Consider the following 20,981-nt stretch of genomic DNA (forward strand, 5'->3'; position numbering starts at 1 on the left):
GTGAAGGGCACGAACCGGCTCGACAGTGAGGAACCCCCATGAACCGTGCAGTCCGCTCCGCCGCCGTCGTGGTGATCGCCGTCTCCCTGCTCGGAGGAGGAACGGCCGCCGCCTTCGCCGAGCCGGCCCAGCTGCATGCGCCGAAGCCGATCGTGGCCACCGCCCCGGTCACGGCCGAGCTGACGGCCAAGGCGAGCGCGACCACGGTCCACGCCTGGCAGGAGTTCCGGATCTCCGGCACAGCCAAGGGCATCAAGGCGGGCAGCAAGGTCACCGTCCAGCAGAAGCAGGGCGCCAAGTGGGTCGTGCTCCCCGCCCAGGCTCCGGTCAACGCCAGCGGGACGTACTCGGTGCGGGTCAAGCTCGGCCTCAAGGGCGTCAATCAGCTCCGGATCGGCGCGGGCAGCGCCATATCCCCGGTGGTGAGCGTCACCGTCCGCTGAGCTCAGCCGACGAGATTGCGCGCGATCATCCAGACCGCGGCGATGCCCAGCACCACGGCATTGCCGCGGGCGGAGAGCCGCGGCCGGAAGTAGCGCCCGCGCAGTCCCGCGTTCAGCCAGCTCCCGACGACATAGGCCAGGGCCGGCACGCCCAGGGTGAGCAGCACCATGTTGTCGTGGAAAGCCGTCACGACATCGGCGTGCAGCAGGTCGTACGCCATCCGCGTGCCGCCGCACAGCGGACACAGGATCCCAGTGGTCATTTTGAGCGGGCAGGGCAGCAGCACCTGACCGGGCCGGTGCGGATCGGTGTGCCAGAGATAGACGGAGCCGAGCGCACCGCCGGCGAGCCCCAGGGCGGCCACACGGACGGTGCGCCGGCGGATGGCCGCGGCGGTGGGGGCCGTCACGGGGCCCACGGGCTCGCTCTGTGCCGGGTTCATACGCTCAGCGACCTTGCGTAGGCGACCTGCTGGAACACGTACATGACCTGCTCGGGCGACTGCACCGGGATCAGCGTGGCGTGGTGCCGCCCGCCGCCGTCGACCGTGACCTGCACATACCCGGTGGTGATGCGTTCCTTCATCAGCAGGAAGAGCAGGCCGATGGCGCAGAAGGAGACGAAGACGACGGCGAGCACGATGCCCGCCGTCTGGATCTTCTCCTGGGTCCGCGACATGTCCGTACACGTCCACACCGCGCCCTTGAGCGGCATCGGCCCGGCCGGCGTCACGATCGTGTCGTCCGCCACCGCGATGTCGCCGAGCGTGAGCACCGTCCCGGCGGGCACCGCACCGGGCACGGTGAGCGGACCGGGCATGGCCAGGGATGCGGGCTGCGGCGGGCCGGCGGCCGGGTAGCCGTATGCCGGAGGGGTCTGCGGCGCGGCGTAGGGGTTGTCGGCGGCCGGGCCGCCATCGGCGGGCTTGGTGTACGCAGGGTGGCCGGGCTCGTCGTCCGGTGGCGGTGCGGGGTACTGCTGCGCCATGAGTGGTCCCCCCGAAGGTGCGTGCGCGCTCTGCCGGTCGCCGGCCCGCGCGGCGGGCCGTGCCGCGTCCATCCTGCCAGCCACCCGACACGCCGTATCAAGAAGCCGTCGGACGCCGTCACAAGAATGCCGCCGCAGAAGCCGTCACAAGAATGCCGCCGCGAGAACGCCGCCGGGACACGTCTCCCGGGGAAGCGCTTTCACGACGGCGGGATCCGGATCTCCGGGACCGCCGGGTCCTTGAATGACCCCCGTCAGACGGAGACCGCCGTGGGGATCGTCACTGTGAGAGATCACCGGCGGCCGCGCTATGGCGCCCGGAGCGGGATCGCGGCAGGGTACGCACGGAGTGGCGTCCCGGCGATGGAGATCATCGGGGCCCCTCGGGGAACGCCCGCTGCGGTCCGGGGCGGCAGGAAGACATGTAGTCGGGTTACCGTTCGAGTGGCGTTGCGGGGTTTTTCCGTTTGACACGGGGGCGGGAGGTACCGTCACACTCCGCAGCGTCAAGCGTCACCGCAGTGCGACCCCGGCGTCCGGCCGGGGGCCTATTCAGCGTCGACCGGAGAGAAGAGCGAAGTTGTCCGCGACCAGCGAGACCGCAGAGGGCGGCACCCGCCGACTCGTCATCGTCGAGTCGCCTGCCAAGGCGAAGACGATCAAGGGCTATCTCGGCCCTGGCTACGTGGTCGAAGCCAGCGTCGGGCACATCCGCGACCTTCCCAACGGCGCGGCGGAGGTCCCCGCGAAGTACAAGGGCGAGCCGTGGGCCCGCCTCGGTGTGAACGTCGACGCCGACTTCCAGCCGATCTATGTGGTCAACAGTGACAAGAAGGACCAGGTCAAGAAGCTCAAGCAGCTGCTGGCCGAGTCCGACGAACTCTTCCTCGCCACCGATGAGGACCGCGAGGGCGAGGCCATCGCCTGGCACCTCCAGGAGATCCTCAAGCCCAAGGTCCCGGTCCACCGGATGGTCTTCCACGAGATCACCAAGGACGCGATCCGCGAGGCCGTCGAGAACCCGCGCGATCTCAACCAGAAGCTGGTCGACGCCCAGGAGACCCGCCGCATCCTCGACCGCCTCTACGGCTACGAGGTCTCGCCGGTCCTGTGGAAGAAGGTCATGCCGCGGCTGTCGGCCGGCCGGGTGCAGTCCGTCGCGACCCGTCTCGTTGTCGAGCGCGAGCGCGAGCGCATCGCCTTCCGCTCCGCCGAGTACTGGGACCTGACCGGCACCTTTGCCACCGGCCGGGCGGGCGACGCCAGCGACCCGTCCACCCTGGTGGCCCGCCTGAACACCGTCGACGGCCGCCGTATCGCGCAGGGCCGCGACTTCGGCCCCAACGGGCAGCTCAAGAACAACGACGTCCTCCACCTGGACGAGGCCAACGCCCGCGCGCTGGCCGCCGCCCTGGCGGACACCGACTTCGCGGTGCGCTCGGTCGAATCCAAGCCCTACCGCCGCTCGCCGTACGCCCCCTTCCGTACGACCACCCTCCAGCAGGAGGCCAGCCGCAAGCTCGGCTTCGGCGCCAAGGCGACCATGCAGGTGGCGCAGAAGCTGTACGAGAACGGCTACATCACCTATATGCGTACGGACTCCACCACGCTCTCGGACACCGCGGTCGCCGCGGCCCGGCGGCAGGTGACGCAGCTGTACGGCGCCGACTATCTGCCGGACAAGCCGCGTACCTACGCCGGCAAGGTCAAGAACGCCCAGGAGGCGCACGAGGCGATCCGCCCCTCCGGCGACCGCTTCCGCACCCCGGCCGAGACCGGGCTGACCGGCGACCAGTTCAGGCTCTACGAGCTGATCTGGAAGCGGACCGTGGCCTCGCAGATGAAGGACGCGACCGGTAACTCCGTCACGGTCAAGATCGGTGGCCGGGCCTCCGACGGGCGGGACGCCGAGTTCAGCGCGTCCGGCAAGACCATCACCTTCCACGGCTTCCTCAAGGCCTACGTGGAGGGCGCGGACGACCCGAACGCCGAGCTCGACGACCGCGAGCGCCGGCTGCCGCAGGTCGCCGAGGGCGACGCACTGGCCGCGCGGGAGATCACCGCCGACGGGCACGCCACCAAGCCGCCCGCCCGCTACACCGAGGCCACGCTGGTCAAGGAGCTGGAAGAGCGCGAGATCGGCCGCCCGTCGACGTATGCGTCGATCATCGGCACGATCCTCGACCGCGGCTATGTCTTCAAGAAGGGCACCGCGCTGGTCCCCTCCTTCCTGTCGTTCGCGGTGGTCAACCTCCTGGAGAAGCACTTCGGCCGGCTGGTCGACTACAGCTTCACCGCCAAGATGGAGGACGACCTCGACCGCATCGCCCGCGGTGAGGCGCAGGCCGTGCCGTGGCTGCGCCGCTTCTACTTCGGGCAGGGCACCGAGGGCGGCGCGGCGGACGCCGGCAACGGCGACGGCGACCACTTGGGCGGCCTGAAGGAGCTGGTCGAGGACCTGGGCGCGATCGACGCCCGGGAGATCTCGTCCTTCCCGGTCAGCGACGACATCAAGCTGCGGGTCGGCCGTTACGGCCCGTACGTCGAGCGCGGCGAGAAGGACACCGAGGGCCATCAGCGCGCCGATGTCCCCGACGACCTGGCGCCCGACGAGCTGACCGTGGAGTACGCCGAGGAGCTGCTGGCCAAGCCGAGCGGCGACTTCGCGCTGGGCACCGACCCGGAGTCCGGCCACGAGATCGTCGCCAAGGACGGCCGCTACGGCCCGTACGTCACCGAGGTGCTGCCCGAGGGCACCCCGAAGACCGGCAAGAACGCGGTCAAGCCGCGCACCGCCTCGCTGTTCAAGTCGATGTCGCTGGACACCGTCACCCTCGCGGACGCGCTCAAGCTGATGTCACTGCCGCGGGTGGTCGGCACGGACGCCGAGGGCGTGGAGATCACCGCGCAGAACGGCCGCTACGGCCCGTACCTCAAGAAGGGCACGGACTCGCGCTCCCTGGAGAGCGAGGACCAGCTCTTCAACATCACCCTCGACGAGGCGCTGGCGATCTACGCCCAGCCCAAGCAGCGCGGGCGGGCCGCCGCCAAGCCGCCGCTGAAGGAGCTGGGCACGGACCCGGTCAGCGGCAAGCCGGTGGTGGTCAAGGACGGCCGCTTCGGCGCGTATGTCACCGACGGCGAGACCAACGCGACGCTGCGCCGGGACGACGACGTCGAGACGATCACGCCCGAGCGCGGCTATGAGCTGCTGGCGGAGAAGCGCGCCAAGGGCCCGGCGAAGAAGACGACCGCCAAGAAGACGGCCGCGAAGAAGACGACGGCCAAGAAGACGACGGCCAAGAAGACCGCGGCGAAGACCACCGCGGCGAAGAAGACGGCCGTCAAGAAGACGACGGCGAAGAAGACGACCGCCAAGAAGGCCCCGGCCAAGAAGGCGGCCGCCAAGACGTCGGCGTCGGCGTCGTCCGAGGACTGAGCGTCACCCACTGCCGGGACAAGAGCGGGCACGGCGGACCACGGTCCGTCGGGCCCGCCTCTTTGTTCGGGTGGGCGCCCGGGAGTGCGTACCGTCCCGATAGGCTGGCAGGATGACGCGAGCCGAGCAGCCAACGGTCGTGCCCCCCACTTCAGACGCCCTCGCCGCGGACTCCCGCGAGCGCGCCGTACGGGCGCTGCTGCGCTTTCCTCCGCTGAAGCGGCTGTGGAGCGCCCAGTTTGTCGGGGGCATCGGCGATGCCCTGTCCATGCTTGTCCTGGTCCTTCTCGCCCTTCAGGCGGCGCTGTACGTCCCGCTGGGCGGCCAGGCCGTCTTCGGCGGCGGATACCGGGGTGCCGCCCTTGCGGTCACCGCGGTCTTCGGGGCGCGGATGCTGGCCACCTTGCTCTTCGGGGCCGTCCTGCTGGGGCCGCTGTCCGCGCTGACGGCGCACTCGGGGCCGCTGGACCGGCGCTGGACGATGATCGGCGCGGACGGTGTGCGGCTGGCGCTGCTGGTCGTCGCGCCTCTGTGGATCGACTGGACGCCCGCCAATGCGCTGGCCTGGCTGCTGGTCACGGTCTTCGTCAGCGGCGTCGCCGAACGCCTGTGGACCGTCGCCCGGGAGAGCGCCGCGCCCGCCCTGCTGCCCGCGCCGCCGCCCGAGGGCGCCGCCGTACGGCCGTTGCCGGACAACATGGAGGCGCTGCGTCGCCTCTCGCTGCGCACCGCCTTCCTCGCGCTGCCGACCGCGGCCGCGGCGCTGGTGGTCATCACCCTCGTCAGCAAGCTGCTGGGCGCCGGCGTGGCGTGGTTCCAGCTCCACCAGGCGGCCCTGGGCTCGTATCTGGCGGCCGGGCTGTTCGCCGCGTCCGTGTCGATCCTCTACTTCCTCGAGCTGCCCGATGGGCAGACGCCGCGGCCGCGCTCCCCGCTGGAGGGGCTGCGCCGTCCCAAGGCCGCCGGATCCGGCGCCGACAAGGGCCGTACGGGCGCGATCCCGCTGCTGGTGCCGGCTTGCGCCGCCGTGGCCGCCGGGATTGCCGCGGCCGTCGCGCTGGCCGTCCTGATGGCCTACGACCTGGCCGCGGGCCCGGCCTCCTTCGCGCTGCTGGTGCTCGCGCTGACCGGCGGTACGGCCGTCGGCATCCGCGGCGCCCGCAAGGTGCTGCCCGCGCTCTCCCGGCGTCGGCTGCTCGCCCTGGCGGTGGCGTTCACCGGGCTCGCACTGCTGGCCATGGGACTGGTCCCGGACACCACGACGGTGCTGCTGCTGGCGCTGGTCGCCGGGGTGAGCGCCGGTATCGCGGCCAACACCGGCCATGTGCTGCTGGAGCAGGAGGTCGAGGAGGCCCGCAGGGCGCGGACGACCGAGCATCTACACGCCGTCGTCCGCCTCGCGGTCGCGCTGGCCGCCATTGTCGCTCCGCTGCTGGCCGCCGTCATCGGCCCGCACCGCTTCGAGAACGGCAGCTTCACGTTTTCGCACGGTGGCGCCGCCTTCACCCTGATGCTGGTCGGCGCGCTGCTGCTGCCGGTCGCCGCCTGGGTGCTGGGCAAGGCCGACGACCGGCACGGCGTACCGCTGCGGCGCGATCTGCGCGAGGCGCTGCGCGGCGGCGACCCGGACCAGACGCCCGCCGCCACCGGCTTCTTCATCGCCCTGGAGGGCGGCGACGGCGCCGGGAAGTCCACCCAGGTCGAGGCGCTGGCCGAGTGGATCCGCGCCAAGGGCCACGAGGTCGTCGTCACCCGGGAGCCGGGCGCCACCGCCATCGGCAAGCGGCTGCGCTCGATCATCCTGGACGTGTCCACCTCCGGGCTCTCGGACCGCGCCGAGGCGCTGATGTTCGCCGCCGACCGCGCCGAGCACGTCGACAGCGTCATCCGCCCCGCCCTCGAACGCGGCGCCATCGTCATCACCGACCGCTATATCGACTCCTCCGTCGCCTACCAGGGCGCCGGGCGCAACCTCGCCCCCACCGAGATCGCCCGGATCAACCGCTGGGCGACGGGTGGTCTCGTCCCCCATCTGACCGTCCTGCTGGACATCTCGCCCGAGGCCGCCCGAGAGCGCTTCACCGAGGCCCCCGACCGGCTGGAGTCGGAGCCCGCCGAGTTCCACGAGCGGGTACGGGCCGGGTTCCTGACCCTGGCCGCCGCCGACCCGGCGCGCTACCTCGTCGTCGACGCCGGACAGGAGCCGGAGGCGGTCGCCACCGTCGTACGGCACCGCCTCGACCAGGTCCTGCCGCTGTCCGAGGCCGAGCTCAAGGCCCAGGCCGAGGCCCGTAAGGCGGCCGAGGAGGAGGCCCGCCGGCGGGCCGAGGAAGAGGCCACGCGCAAGGCGGAGGAAGCGCGGCTGGAGCGCGAGCGCCAGGAGCAGCTGGCCAAGCTGCGCGCCGAGGAAGAGGAGCGCAAGCGGCAGGAGGAAGAGGCGGCCAGGGCTCGCGAGGCCGCGCGCCAGGCCGAGGAAGCGCGTAAGCGCGCCGAGGAGGCCCGGCAGGCGGCGGAGGCGGAGCGGCAGCGCCGCGAGGCCGAGGAGCGCGCCCGCCTGGCCGAGCAGGAGCGGCTGCGCAAGCGCGCGGAGGAAGAGGCGCGGCTGCGCCGGGAGGCCGAGGAACGCCGCCTGGAGAAGCAGCGCAAGGCCGAGGAGGCCCTGCTGCGCGCCGAGCAGGCCCGTAAGGAGGCGGCCGAGGCGGCTGCCGCCGCGGAGGCGGAGGCCGCTGCGGCGGCGGATGCGCCGACCAAGGAGACGCCGGTCGCGGACCTGCGGAAGCGCTATGTCGAGCACGGCGCGCCGGATTCGGCCGATGTTTCACGTGAAACAACGGAAAGCGGTGCCTCCGACACGGAGCGTACGGAATCGCTGTCGCAGCCCGAGGCCCCGCGGGAGACGGCGGACGAGACGGCGGTGCTGCCGCGGTACGGCGCCGCACCGGACGCCGAGGCGACCAGCGTGCTGCCGCGGTACGGCTCTGGGCCGGACGCGGAGGAGACCAGCGTGCTGCCGCCCGTACGGGACGGGGGCGACCCCGCCGACCGGGTGCCGTCGTGGATGTTCCGCAAGGAGGACGCGGACGGCGCGGCGCAGCAGCCCGCCCCCGCCGAATCGGGCACCGAGCGCACCCGCGAACTCCCGCAGATCGACCCGGCCACCGGTCACCCGGCGGAGCCGCAGCGCAGCCGCCCCCGCCCGGACTGGGCGGAGGAGACCCCGCTGGACGATCTGCCGACCCTGGCCGACGAACTCCTCGGCCCGCGCCCGGACGAGGCGGCGGACGACGAGGGCCACCGGGGGCGGGGCCGCCGCCGCGGCTGAGCCCCCGCCGCCCTGCCGTACGGCACCGGCCGCGCCCGCAGAACGCTCTGCGGACGCGGCCGGTGTGCGTGGGGGCGGGGGCGGCCGATCTACGGAGGGGCGGACCCGGCACCCGTTCGGGGGTCGGTTGTCAGCGGGGTGGACCACAATGGGGCACAGCGATGGTTCGGGGCGCACGGTGCGTACCGCCCGGCCATGACGCGGCCGGGCACGAAGCAGGACGGACAGGAACGGCGGGCAGCGCGATGACGGTGTGGGACGACGTGGTCGGCCAGGACCGGGTGACCGAACAGCTCGCCGCGGCCGCCCGCGACGCGGACGCCATCGTGACCGCCGACAATGCGGCGGGCGCGGCGGCCGAGGCCCCGCTGGCCGCACCGGCGCCCGCCGGGCAGCGCGGCGCCGGCCAGATGACCCACGCCTGGCTGTTCACGGGCCCGCCCGGATCCGGCCGGGCCACCGCCGCCCGTGCCTTCGCGGCCGCCCTGCAATGCGTGAGCCCCGACCGCGCGCTGGGCGGCGCTCCCGGCTGCGGCTTCTGCGACGGCTGCCACACCTCCATGGTCGGCACGCACGCCGACGTCGAGATCGTCCGTACCGACCTGCTCTCCATCGGCGTCAAGGAGACCCGCGACCTGGTCCGCCGCGCCTCCCTCTCGCCGGCCGGCGGCCGTTGGCAGGTGATCGTCCTGGAGGACGCCGACCGCCTCACCGAAGGCGCCGGCAACGTCCTGCTGAAGGCCGTGGAGGAGCCCGCGCCCCGTACGGTCTGGCTCCTGTGCGCCCCCTCGATCGAGGACGTTCTGCCCACCATCCGTTCCCGCTGCCGCCACCTCACCCTCACCACGCCGCCGGTCGACGCCGTCGCCGAGGTGCTGGTCCGCCGCGACGGCATCGCACCGGAGACCGCCGCCCGCGCCGCCCGCGCCACCCAGGGCCACATCGGCCGGGCCCGCCGCCTGGCCACCGACGAGCGCGCCCGGACCCGGCGCGCCGCCGTCCTCAAACTCCCCCTGCGCATCGACGACATCGGCGGCTGCCTCAAAGCCGCCCAGGAGCTGATCGACGCCGCGGGGGAGGACGCCAAGCAGGTCGCCGAGGAGGTCGACGCCAAGGAGACCGAGGAACTGCGCGCCGCCCTCGGCGCCGCGGCCGGGACCGGCGGCCGGCTACCTCGTGGCACGGCCGGCGTGATGAAGGAACTCCAGGACAAGCAGAAGCGCCGCGCCACCCGCACCCAGCGCGACAGCCTCGACCTGGCCCTCGTCGACCTCACCGGCTTCTACCGCGACGTCCTCGCCCTCCAGATGGGCGCCGCCGTGCCCCTGGCCAATGACGAGGTCCGCGACAGCCTCCAGCGCATCGCGGCCGCTTCGACCGCCGAACGCACCCTGCGCCGTATAGAAGCCGTGATCGCCTGCCGCGAGGCCCTGGACCGCAACGTGGCCCCGCTGCTCGCCGTGGAGGCCATGACGGCAGCGTTGCGGGCCGGCTGAGCACCGGGCGGGCCCGCGCTTCCGCACCCTCACCGACCCGCTTCTTCGGCACCACCACCGAGAGGAGCCGTGCAGACAGATACCACTCCACCTCGCACGCACGGGACGGCTGCCGCACGGGGCCGCATCGCCGTGAGGCCGGATCGCCACCAGGCCGGGGGCCTCGCCACCGCCGTACCGCCGTGCGCACCCGCCCCGCCCGCCGGCACCCCGCCTACCCGCCCGCCATACGCCGATCAGCCCGACGACCCCGCACGCCCTTCCACCGCTCTCCCGCCCCTGCTCCGGACCCGTCAGGGCATCCGCTGACGTGGGCAGCAAGGAAACCGCCCCGCACTCTCCGGACGCGCGGAGCAACGCGAACGCCCCGGAACGGACCGAATCAGAGCGCACATACCGTCCCACCCTGGATACGCTCCGTTCCAGATCACCTTCGCACCCCCGAGCCCACACCCGTCACCGCCGCAACCACCAAAACCGCAGCAGCCCGCCGCCACCACCGCATCCGGCGGTGGCGCCCACCCCACCCACCCCGCACGCCACGCCATCTCCCCACCTCGCCGAACCAGGGACCGTACGAGGGACCGCATCAGGGACCGCGTCAGGAACCGCACGAGGGACCACACCAGGGACCGAACCAGGGACCGAGACCGAGGGACCGATCGCCCATGGCCACCAGCCGCCGCCTGCTCCGCACCACCGCCGCCGCCGTCTTCGCGGCCGCCACACTGCTGATCTCCAGCTGCTCATCGTCGGGCCCGGCCGCCACCGGCCCGGTGCCCTCCCCCGGCAGCGCGCACGACGCCGGTGACGAGCACTCCACCGCCGACGGCGGCTCGTCCGTCCTCGCACCGCTCCCGGCCGCCATCCCGGCCAAGCTCCGCCCGTACTACGACCAGAAGCTGACCTGGCACGCGTGCAGCGTCTCCGGTTTCCGGTGCGCCACGATGAAGGTGCCGCTGGACTACGACAAGCCCAGCGCGGGGACCGACATCAAACTCGCGGTGGCCCGCAAGAAGGCCACCGGCCCCGGTACCCGCCTCGGCTCCCTCCTGGTCAACCCGGGCGGCCCGGGCGGTTCGGCGATCGAGTACCTCGAGCAGTACGCGCCCCAGCCGGCGGCGGTCCGTGCGCGCTACGACATGGTGGGGCTGGACCCCCGGGGTGTGGGCCGCAGCACCCCCGTCGAATGCCTCTCCGACCGGCAGATGGACCGCTTCACCCAGACCGACCAGACCCCCGACACCTCGGCCGAGGTCAACAAGCTCACCAGCGCCTACCGCTCCTTCGCCAAGGGCTGCGTGGCCCGTTCAGCCAAGCTGCTCCCGCACGTCTCCACCATCGAGGCGGCCCGCGACATGGACGTCCTGCGCGCCCTCCTGGGCGACAAGAAGCTGACATACGTGGGCGCCTCCTACGGAACCTTCCTCGGCGCCACCTACGCCGGCCTCTTCCCCACCCGCTCCGGCCGACTGGTCCTCGACGGCGCCATGGACCCCGCGCTCGACTCCCGCACCATCAACATCAACCAGACCACCGGCTTCAACACCGCCTTCACCGCCTTCGCCGCCGACTGCATCAAGCGCAAGGACTGCCCCCTGGGCACCAAGAACACCGCGGATGCCGGCCACCGGCTCTCCGCCTTCTTCAAGCGGCTCGACGCCCACCCGCTCCCGACCGGTGAGGAGCGCAAGCTGACCGAATCGCTGGCCACCACGGGTGTGATCGCCGCCATGTACGACCAGGGGTCCTGGCCGACCCTGCGCGCCTACCTCGCCACGGCCCAGCAGGGCAACGGCCGCGGCCTGCTGGCCCTCTCCGACAGCTACTACGAACGCGACGCCGAGGGCCACTACGCCAACCAGATGTACGCCAACCCGGCCGTCAACTGCCTCGACCTCCCGCCCGCCTTCACCGCCCCCAACCAGGTCCAGGCCGCCCTGCCCGGCTTCCGCAAGGCTTCCCCGGTCTTCGGCGACTCCTTCGCCTGGGCCGCCCTGAACTGCGCCTACTGGCCCGTCAAGCCCACCGGTAACGCCCACCGCATCGAGGCCAAGGGCGCCGCCCCGATCGTCGTCGTCGGCACCACCCGCGACCCCGCCACCCCCTACACCTGGGCCCAGGGCCTCGCCCGCCAGCTCTCCGGCGCCACCCTCCTCACCTACGTGGGCGACGGCCACACCGCCTACGGCCGCGGCAGCGACTGCATCGACACCGCCATCAACACCTACCTCCTCGACGGCACCACCCCACCCAAAAACAAGCGCTGCACCTGACCTCCCCGCCCCACCCGCTGACCAGCCCCTAAACCCGGACCGAAGCACCCCCTGGCAATGTGTAGACTGGGCCGCGCACCACGCCGCCTTAGCTCAGTTGGCCAGAGCAACGCACTCGTAATGCGTAGGTCTCGGGTTCGAATCCCGAAGGCGGCTCAGTGAAAGCCCCAGGTCGGAACCATTTCGACCTGGGGTTTTTCGTTCAGTGGAGGCGGCCTCGGTGCCGGGGGCGTTCCGTGTGGGTGATGGCGGTCTCAGTTCTGGGCTCAGGTGTGGTCTGTGGTCTGTGGTCGTGAGCATGTCCGTGCCAAGTTCGTCGAGGCTCGTACCGGCGGTGTGACGGCTTCCGTCGTACAGCCCCTTGGCTCCCTCTCCATCGGCCCGCGGGGCGATGGGCCGCTGATCGGCACGTATCCGGATCGCGCGGCAAGCATCTGACGAGCCTCCAGCGACTCCTCCCGGTCGCCCGGAACCGCGAACGGCCCGCTCTAGAGTGGGTTGTTGGGGCGAAGGGACTGAGAGGGGTCGTATGAGGGGTCATATGAGGGTGGAACTTCCGCCGGAGCCGGTGCACTTCGTCAACCGTCACGAGGAACGGCAGCGGGCTCTTCGCGCGGTGGAGGAATGGCGGGGGCGTTCCCGGCCGCTGGTGCTGGCGCTGAGCGGGCCGGCCGGTCTGGGGAAGACGGAGCTGGCGCGGCTGCTCGCGCGGACCTTGCTCGACCGTTTCCCTGAGGGCGTGCTGTCGGTGGACCTCGACGATTTTCGGCTGGATGGGGTAGTGGATCCCGGGGACGTGGTGGCGCAGCTGCTGGGTTCGCTCGGGGTGGAGCCGCAGCTGGTGGAGGCGCAGTTCACGGCGCGGTGCCGGCAGTACTGGAACAAGACCGCCGAGGCCAGGTTCGTCCTCATCGTGGACAACGCGCGCTATGCCTCGGAGGTGGTCCCCCTGCTTCCGGCGTCGGGCGGGAGCGTGGTGATCGTCGCGAGCCACGGTCCGCTCTACGACCTGGAGGACGGGGCGGCCGTCGACCTGGCGCTGCCGCCGCTCGAGGAGCTGGCGGCGACGGAGCTGCTGAGGCTGATCGTCCGCGATCACCGGCTGGCCGCCGACCCGGAGTCGGTGCGGGCGCTGGTGCGGCTGTGCGACGGCCTGCCGGCGGCTCTGCACGTTGCGGGCCGATGGGTGCGTGCGCACCGGCTGCGGCCGCTGCCCCGCCTGATCTCGGCTTTGCACGGCGAGTGGGAGAAGGAAGGAGTGCCCGGCGTCGAGCGGGTCTGGGACACGGTGTGCCGTGGCCTGTCCCGCCCGGCGGGTCTGCTCTACCGGCTGCTGCCCCACCATCCCGGGGCGACGTTCACGCCGGACTCCGCCACCGCGCTGCTGGGGCTGGGACAGGACGCATGTCAGGAGGCTCTTGAGGAGCTGGACCGGGCCGGATTATTGGATCTGCGCGCCGTTCCGGGGGTGGAGGACGGCCGTATCAGGCTGCCGGGACCACTGCGCGCGCACGCCCTGCGCCGATCCCGTCGCGATGCCGAGGACGGTGAGGTGGCCGCGGCGCAGACACGGGTGCTGCGCTGGCTCGTCCGTCAGGCCCAACGGGCGGACGGGTTTTCCGCCGGTCGGCGGCTCGTCGTCTCGGAGGTCTTCGACCCTGTTCCCGGCGCACCGGACGTTCCGCTGGAGGATCCACAGGAGGCGGCGGACGACGCGGTCCGGGCCGAGCGCGCCGAACGGGCCTCCCGCTGGCTCCATGACGAACGCCACGCACTGTTCGCGTGCGTGCGCCTGGCTTACGGGCGCGGCATGGACGCCGAGGCCGTGGCCCTGTCCGAGCCGGTGTGGACCTACGCCTTGGACCATCCCCACCAGTCCGACGTCGTGCAGGTCTTCCGGCTCGCCGTGGCCGCCGCGGTCCGGCACGGACAGAACGCGGCGTGGCTGGTGCGTACGCGCTGTCAGCTCGCCCGTCCACTGTGGGAGGCGGGAGAACTGAGCGACGCGGAGCGGGAGCTCACCGCCGCCGACGCCGCCGTGGGGCTGCTGGGGGACGGCAAGGACGACGGCAAGCTCCGTGCCTCGGTGATCGAGTCCTGGGGCATGCTCGCCGGCGCACGGGGCGAGTGGCGCGCCGCCGCCGACGCCTTCGCCCGGTCCCGCGATCTGCACCTGGCGATTTCCAACCCCTACGGCGTCATGCTCCAGACCTACCGGGCGGGAGAAGCCAGGGCGAAACTGGGCGAGCTGGAGACGGCACACCGCCTGCTGTCCGAAGCGCACGAGGCCGCCGTGACGCTGCAACGCGAGCGGATGACCGGGCGAACGGCCTTCGCACTCGCCGGAGTTCTGCGCCGCCTCGGCCGTACGGAGGAGGCCCGAGGACTCTACGAGCAGTCGTTGCGGGGTGCTCGTAAGCGGCGTTCGGGATTCGATCAGGCACGGATCCACGACGCGATGGCCCAACTGGAGGAGGGGGCGGAAGGGCGCGGCGCGGCGGCAGGGGAACACCGTGCGGCCGCATACGACATCCGGCGGCGCAACGGGCTGGTCTGACCGTACCTGGACCTGGATCGCTGCCCCTGACCTAGATCTCTCGCCCGGTCTCGTCGGCCGTGGCCGGGCGGAGCAGGACGCGAACGGACCGTTCGCCGATGTGGCACGTCAGCACGGTCGGTGCGGCGGGCTTCGTCCGGTGGGTGATCAGCCAGGCGTGAACGGCCGATATGGCGGCGGCGGGGTCGATACGCGCGATGCGGCCGCCTTCGGGCCGCGGCTCCACCTGAACGGTGTAGGGCTGTGGGTGGCCGCGGACGTCGAGCAGCCACGGTCCGTCGCGCCGTACGGCTGCGGCGGCGCGGCAGCCCGGATACTCGGCCAGGACGTGCCGCGTCCAACCGCCCGCAGACCAGCTCAGGTCCGCCGGGGCCGCGGTAGAGGGCGCCGAGTGTCGGTACAACAGCCCCGCGGAACGGGTGAGTTGCTCGGTCGCGGCGCCGTGTTCCACGGCCAGGTGGTGGCCGGGTGGGCCCATTCCGGCAGGGTGGCGCACGATACGGGCGCCCTCCGCGGTGACCTCGGCGTGGACGTCGAATGCGGTGGCCGCCCGGGCGGCGGGGGCGGGGTCGGGCAGGAGCCGGAGGGGGTTGCCGAGGACCGGTGGGGTGAGACCGACGAGCGCGTACAGTTCGCCGCGCAGCCGGTTCAGGGCGCTGCCCTGATACGCGAAGGCGGCCTGGGCGGCGGCGCGTCCGGTCCCCGGCCGGTACGCCCGCACCGCATCCTCTATCGCTTCGGCGGACCCCAACTCCGGTATGTGGCCGAGGAGTACGTCCATCGGGCTGCCCGGTATCAGTTCCGCGCAGTCCCGGCTCACGCTGACGAGGGGCCGGTCCTGAGGGGCGGCGTAATACAGAGCCGTCGATCCGTGGTCGGTGACCAGGGCGTCGGCGGCGATCAGCACGGAAGCCCACTCCTCGTGCGGGTTCGCGAGGATCATCCCCGCGTCGAGGGCCGGTGCCAGCCGCTCGGTCAGCTCATACGTGCCGAGCAGGCTCCGCTCGTTGGGGTGGACGATGAGCGCCAACTGGTATGCGTCGTGGGGGAGATGGGCGGCGAGCTGGGCGGGCAGTTCCGGTCGTCGCCGGATCAGGGAATCGGGTCCCCATGTCGAGGCGAGGACGAGCAGCTTTCGGGGGCCGGTGCCCAGCGCGGTCCGGTAGTGGTCGCGGCGGGGATACGAGGCGAGGACGCGTTCGAGAGTGGGGTCGCCGATGACCTTCGTGTTCCGGGCGGCCTGCGGGGCCACGGCGGCGAGGCGGGCCAGTTGCTCGGGGTGGGCCACCGCGTGCAGGGCGATCGGCGCCGCATCGTCCGCCCGGAGCAGATACGCGGGGTCGAGGCCGGATGCCGAGTCGGCCGAACCTTCCTCGGGGAGCGATTTGTTGAAGCCCGCGCCGTGCGGCAGCAGTACGTGTGTGCCGCGGAGCATGGGCACATCGCCCTTGGGGCTTGCGGCGACCACCAGGTCGTAGGTGCCAGCGCAGGCTTCGCTCCAGGGCACCGTCCGGCCGCCGACGGCTTCGATGGCGGACAGCACGTCGACGCCGAAGTCGGAGCCCGGTACCAACGTGAAGAGACGAGTGATCCGGTGATCGCCGGAGAAAACCGGGGACACGTCGAGCAGGCGATACAGCGCCACCGCCGACCGAGCGGCGAACAGCACGACCCGTCGTCCGTCGTCCGTCGTCCGTCGTCCGTCGTCCGTCGTCCGTCGCCCGTCGCCCGTCGCCCGTCGCCCGTCGCCCGTCGCCCGATCGTTCATCGTAGTGGGGAAGGGCGGGCGAGATGGGGTGTTTTCGCAGGTAGAGGTGGGTTTCCCTGCTTCCTCCGGCGACATGATCCGATCGTACCGCCCGGTGCGTGCCGTAACGGAGAGTGCCGTAACGGGGAGTGATCTCCGGCCCACATCTGCAAGAGCTCGTCGAATCGCTCCGTAGGACCGGGAGGATGGGGGAGCGGGGATGGGGGAGTGGGGGAGGACGGGCGGATGAGTGGGATGAGTGAATGGGGAGTTGCGCTGATCGCCGCAGGATCGGCGATCGCCGGCAGCGTCGTCACCGGTTGGTACAGCCGCAGCGCCGGTATCCGCCAGGCCGAGGCGGCACGGCATGCGGGCGACCGACAAGCAGACGCGCTGGTCGAGTCCGTTCGGCTCACGACCCAGGCCGAGGCGCGCCAGCGCTCACTCGCCCTGCGGCGGCAGACCTACGTGGAGTTCCTCGGTGCCGCGGAAGCCAGAATCCTGACCGATCGGACAGGCAGGGGAGCTTCCGACGACGAGGCCCTTCTGCAACGGGCCTTGAGCGGGGTGGCCTTGGAAGGCCCGCCCGAGATTGCCGCCGCAGCGCACCATCTCGTCGACTGCCTGCGACGTCATGAGCCGCCGGACGATCTCCAGCACGCGAAGCAGGCGTTCGTCTCGGCGGCCCAGGAGTGCCTGCACGACCCGACGTCGACCTGATGAACGTCGGGGCGGGTCGCGTCAGCCGGTGGCGCCGCGTCAGCCGGTGGCGAGCGGACGCCTGCCGTGCAGGTCTTCGGCATCGCACGCACCGGGCGGCCACGGCCGTCCGCGCGCCCCACTGCTTCCAGGCGAGGCCGTGGGCCGAGGTGAATTCCGACAGCACCAGGTTCTTGGGGCTGCGCTCGGGGTGGCCGTTGTCGGCGTTCTGCTCGCCGTAGTGGTTGATGACGTAGGGGGCGGAGGGGGCGGAGGGAGCCTGGCTCGCGGTGGCGTGCCGGGTGGTGGTGGCGTCTGCCGCCTGCGCGGTCGCGAGCATGCCGAGGACGGCGACGGAGGCCGGGGCGGCGGCGGACCACCCCGAATGCCCGCCCTACATGGCGCCCCTCAGGAGAGCGAGGCATCGTGAGGCCAGCGACCAGGAGGCTCCCCATGCAGCGGAGACGAGTGCGTAGGTGGCTGCGCGGACGGGAGCGATGGTGTGACCGGAGGCGGTCACACCGACCGCACCTACCGCACCGGCCGCTTCGCGCCCCCCTGCGGCCCGCCGCTGCCGGTATCGCGTTCATGGCCATGGCCGCCGTCCCGTTGTCCCCGGCGGGGGCCGTGCCCACGGCAGGCGGCGGTGCGCCGCTGGTGATCGCCCACCGGGGCGCCTCCCGGTACGCCCCCGAAAACACCCTCGCCGCCGTCGACGCCGCCCACCATCGCGGATTCCTCTGGGTCGAGAACGACGTCCAGCGCACCAAGGACGGCAAGCTGGTCGTCCTGCACGACACCACCCTGCGCCGGACCACCGACGCCGAAGCGGTGTTCCCGGGGCGGGCCCCTTGGCGCGTACGGGACTTCACCGCGGCCGAGATCGCGCGGCTCGACGCCGGCAGCTGGTTCGGTCGGCGGTTCGCGGGGGAGCGGGTGCCCACCCTCGCCGCCTATCTGCGCCGGCTGGACGCCAACGGCCAGCGCCTCCTGCTGGAGATCAAATCCCCCGGGACCTATCCCGGAATCGAGCGGGACGTCGTCCGCGAACTCCGCCACCACGGCTGGCTGGACCGCGACCACGTCCGGCACCGGCTCGTCGTCCAGAGCTTCGGCGTGCCATGCATCAAGACGTTCCATGGGCTGGTGCCCCAGGTGCGTACGGGAATTCTGGGATCGCCCCCGCTGGACCGGCTGGCCGGATACGCCCGCTTCGCCGACGAGATCAACCCCCGTATGTCGACGCTCAGTTCGCGCTGGATCAAGGCCGTGCACCGGCTGCGCGGCCCGCACGGCAGGCCGCTGGAGATCTACGCCTGGGATGTGGGCAAGAACACGACCGTAAAATGGGCGCGGGCCCGGGGGATTGAAGGGGTCGTCACCTAGGGCGCAATGCTGCGGCATTGTCGTGATTTTGTGCGGCGCCGCTTCCGGGCGCACCCGAGCCCCCGTCGCACGGTAGGTTCAGGTGCTGGTGAAGGAGCTGTGGAAGCCGGACAGGAGCCCGATGAGCCGCACCAGGCGGGGATTTACGGGATTCCCGTGGCGCGGATATGGTGCCTGAGATGTTCGACGCCGCCACACCCCCCGTAAAATATGTAAGACGCAGGATGAGGCTTTTGGGTTCCGATTCGGCGCCCGGTGCGGGCCCGCGTCCGGCTTCTCCTCAGGGTTCATTCCGGGAGCGCCCTTGACGAACGACTTTCCGGCGTACGGCCAGCGGCGGGCGCCGCTTCCCCCGCAGCGGCAGGTGCCCGACGAGGACCCGTACGACCCGCTGGGCGCGGGCGCGGCGACCGTCACCATGCCCGCCACGGCCGCGCAGTCCGCCGGGGCCACCGCCGGGACGGGCCTACGGACCGCCGAACGCCCGGCTCCGCAGACGCACCCGGAAGACCCGCAGGCCCCGGGGACACCTACGAGGTCCGGCGGCGCGGCGCACGGCCGGCACAAGGCGCAGCGGGCACGCGGTAAGGCCCAGCCCGCCGCGGACGGCAAGGGCACGTCGCGCGATGCGTTTTTCGACAACGCGAAGTACCTGGCCATCGTGTTGGTGGCGATGGGGCACTCGTGGGAGCCGCTGCGCGACGGCAGCCGTTCCGCCGCGGCGCTGTACATCACCGTGTACGCCTTCCACATGCCGGCGTTCATCATCATCTCCGGCTACTTCTCGCGCAGCTTCGACATGCGCAAGGACCGCCTCCAGCGGCTGATCACCGGCGTCGCCGTCCCCTACATCCTCTTCGAGGTCGCGTACTCGCTCTTCAAGCGGTGGGCGGACAACGACCCGCACTACCCCATCAGCCTCACGGACCCCTGGTACCTCACCTGGTTCCTGCTGGCGCTGTTCATCTGGCGGTTGACCACCCCGATGTGGAAGATCGTCCGCTGGCCGGTGCCGCTCGCCCTGGCCGTCGCCGCGCTCGCCGCCACCTCGCCGAACATAGGCAACGACCTCGACCTCCAGCGCGTACTGCAATTCCTCCCGTTCTTCGTCCTCGGCCTGTGCCTGAAGCCCGAGCACTTCCAGCTCGTACGCAACAAGCGGGCGCGGATCGCCGCCGTACCGGTCTTCGCCTGCGCGCTGGTCTTCGCGTACTGGGCCGCGCCGCGGATGAACGCCGCGTGGTTCTACCACCGCGACAGCGCCCAGGAACTGGCCGCCCCCTGGTGGAGCGGCGCGGTTATGACGCTGGCGATGTTCGGCTGCTCGCTGGTCCTGGTGGCCTGCTTCTTCGCCTGGGTCCCGGGCCGCACCATGTGGTGCACGGCGCTGGGGGCAGGCACCCTCTACGGCTACCTCCTCCACGGCTTCATCGCCAAGGGCTCCCGCTTCTGGAACTGGTACGACACCCCGTGGGTGCACAAGCCCTGGGGCATGGTCCTGATCACCCTCGGCGCGGGCACCTTCATCACGCTGCTGTGCACGCCACCGGTGCAGCGGGCGTTCCGGTGGGCGATGGAACCCAAGATGACCTGGGCCTTCAAGAAGGATCCGGTGGGGACGTAGCACCGCGTGCGCCCCGCGCCGTCCGGCGCGGGGTGCGCGGGCGCCCGCCCGCGGGCCCGCCTGAGCTCGTCTCACGGCCGTATCGGTGAGGGCGACGGCCGAGCGCCGACCGTAGAGCGACCAGAGCGACAGGAGTCAGCCACCATGCCCGAACCCGGTTCCCTCTGGGGCGGGAGTCAACTCGACCTCGACGCCTACCTGGCCCGCATCGGCTTCCAGGGCGACCGGCAGCCGACCCTCGAAACCCTGCGCCGCCTGCACGCCCGTCACTCCGCAAGCATCGGCTTCGAGAACGTCGATGTGGTCCTCGGCCGCCCCCTCCCGCTCGACCTGGAATCCCTCCAGACCAAGCTCGTCCACCGCCACCGCGGCGGCTACTGCTACGAACAGAACCTCCTCTACGCCGCCGCCCTCGACCGCCTCGGCTTCCGCGTCTCCGGCCTCGGCGCCCGTATCCGGATGGGCGACGACCGTCTGCGCCCGGTCACCCACGCCCTGCTCAGGGTCGAGATCGACGGCGAGGACTTCGTCACCGACGTCGGCTTCGGCGGCGCGGGGCTGCTCGAACCGCTCCCTCTGCGCGACGGAACCGAGGTCCGCCAGGGCGGCTGGACCTTCGCTCTGGCCCTCGAACAGGACACCCATACCTGGGCGCTGCGCTCCCGCACCGAAACCGGCTGGATGGACCTGTACGCCTTCGGCACCGAGCAGCGCTACCCGGTCGACTACACCGTCTTCAACCACTACATATCCACCCACCCCCGCTCCCCGTTCGTCCGCCGCCTGGTGGCCCAGCGCCCCCTCCCCGACCTCCGCACCGCCCTGATCGGCCGCCAACTGATCCACACCCGCCCGGACGGGACCACCGAGGTCCGCGACATCCCGCCCCAGGAGACCCCGCAGGTCCTGGCGTCCGAATTCGGCATCACCCTGTCCGCCGCGGATGCGGATGCCCTGGTGGCCTTCCAGCGCAACAGCCTCGCCGGTGACGCTCCCTAGCCTGT

The 20,981-nt window shown here is 71.9% G+C and carries 13 protein-coding genes and 1 tRNA gene; 11 read left to right on the plus strand and 3 right to left on the minus strand.

Annotated features, from left to right (window positions below; genetic code table 11):
- Nucleotides 1-38: 38 nt before the first annotated feature.
- Nucleotides 39-443 (plus strand): hypothetical protein, encoded by a 405-nt coding sequence (locus tag SNA_RS00365; protein ID WP_030065687.1) that lies wholly within the window; start codon nt 39-41, stop codon nt 441-443.
- A 2-nt stretch (nt 444-445) separates the two neighbouring features.
- Here the strand turns inward: SNA_RS00365 and SNA_RS00370 are convergent, their stop codons facing one another.
- Nucleotides 446-886: a DUF2752 domain-containing protein gene (locus SNA_RS00370; protein ID WP_030065686.1), complete on the minus strand. Its 441-nt coding sequence runs from the start codon at nt 884-886 to the stop codon at nt 446-448.
- Nucleotides 883-1,431 (minus strand): membrane protein, encoded by a 549-nt coding sequence (locus tag SNA_RS43050; RefSeq protein ID WP_030065685.1) that lies wholly within the window; start codon nt 1,429-1,431, stop codon nt 883-885. Before SNA_RS43050 ends, SNA_RS00370 begins: the two co-directional genes overlap by 4 nt.
- A 580-nt stretch (nt 1,432-2,011) precedes the next feature.
- On the opposite strand from SNA_RS43050, the gene topA reads away from it, so the two are divergent.
- From topA to SNA_RS00405, 6 genes are all read left to right on the plus strand, one after another.
- A complete protein-coding gene (gene topA, locus SNA_RS00380; protein ID WP_044362462.1) occupies nt 2,012-4,870 on the plus strand; it encodes a type I DNA topoisomerase in 2,859 nt (952 codons plus the stop codon).
- Nucleotides 4,871-4,982: 112 nt separating this feature from the next.
- A complete protein-coding gene (gene tmk, locus SNA_RS00385; RefSeq protein WP_044362464.1) occupies nt 4,983-8,192 on the plus strand; it encodes a dTMP kinase in 3,210 nt (1,069 codons plus the stop codon).
- Nucleotides 8,193-8,437: 245 nt separating this feature from the next.
- Nucleotides 8,438-9,688, plus strand: coding sequence for a DNA polymerase III subunit delta' (locus SNA_RS00390; protein ID WP_044362466.1), 1,251 nt, complete (start codon nt 8,438-8,440; stop codon nt 9,686-9,688).
- Between the two features lie 668 nt (nt 9,689-10,356).
- Nucleotides 10,357-11,964 (plus strand): alpha/beta hydrolase, encoded by a 1,608-nt coding sequence (locus tag SNA_RS00395; RefSeq protein ID WP_030065683.1) that lies wholly within the window; start codon nt 10,357-10,359, stop codon nt 11,962-11,964.
- Between the two features lie 82 nt (nt 11,965-12,046).
- Nucleotides 12,047-12,120 (plus strand) — tRNA-Thr (locus SNA_RS00400).
- Between the two features lie 385 nt (nt 12,121-12,505).
- Complete coding sequence (locus SNA_RS00405) at nt 12,506-14,521, plus strand: tetratricopeptide repeat protein (protein WP_030065682.1); 2,016 nt, start codon at nt 12,506-12,508, stop codon at nt 14,519-14,521.
- 31 nt (nt 14,522-14,552) lie between these two features.
- Here SNA_RS00405 and SNA_RS00410 read toward each other — a convergent pair whose 3' ends face one another.
- The gene (locus SNA_RS00410; protein WP_241779500.1) at nt 14,553-16,289 is read right to left on the minus strand and encodes a CDP-glycerol glycerophosphotransferase family protein; all 1,737 of its coding nucleotides are present in this window, start codon (nt 16,287-16,289) and stop codon (nt 14,553-14,555) included.
- Nucleotides 16,290-16,514: 225 nt separating this feature from the next.
- On the opposite strand from SNA_RS00410, the gene SNA_RS00415 reads away from it, so the two are divergent.
- The 4 genes from SNA_RS00415 to SNA_RS00435 all read left to right on the plus strand — a co-directional run bounded on the left by SNA_RS00415 (nt 16,515) and on the right by SNA_RS00435 (nt 20,976).
- On the plus strand, nt 16,515-16,988 hold the full coding sequence (locus SNA_RS00415) for a hypothetical protein (RefSeq protein ID WP_241779501.1): 474 nt from the start codon (nt 16,515-16,517) through the stop codon (nt 16,986-16,988).
- A gap of 567 nt (nt 16,989-17,555) precedes the next feature.
- Nucleotides 17,556-18,353 (plus strand): glycerophosphodiester phosphodiesterase, encoded by a 798-nt coding sequence (locus tag SNA_RS00425; protein ID WP_044362470.1) that lies wholly within the window; start codon nt 17,556-17,558, stop codon nt 18,351-18,353.
- 304 nt (nt 18,354-18,657) lie between these two features.
- On the plus strand, nt 18,658-19,977 hold the full coding sequence (locus SNA_RS00430; RefSeq protein WP_044362474.1) for an acyltransferase family protein: 1,320 nt from the start codon (nt 18,658-18,660) through the stop codon (nt 19,975-19,977).
- A 144-nt stretch (nt 19,978-20,121) separates the two neighbouring features.
- On the plus strand, nt 20,122-20,976 hold the full coding sequence (locus SNA_RS00435) for an arylamine N-acetyltransferase family protein (RefSeq protein ID WP_044362476.1): 855 nt from the start codon (nt 20,122-20,124) through the stop codon (nt 20,974-20,976).
- Nucleotides 20,977-20,981: the final 5 nt, after the last annotated feature.

It is taken from the genome of Streptomyces natalensis ATCC 27448, from assembly GCF_000935125.1.
GTDB classification, from domain to species: domain Bacteria; phylum Actinomycetota; class Actinomycetes; order Streptomycetales; family Streptomycetaceae; genus Streptomyces; species Streptomyces natalensis.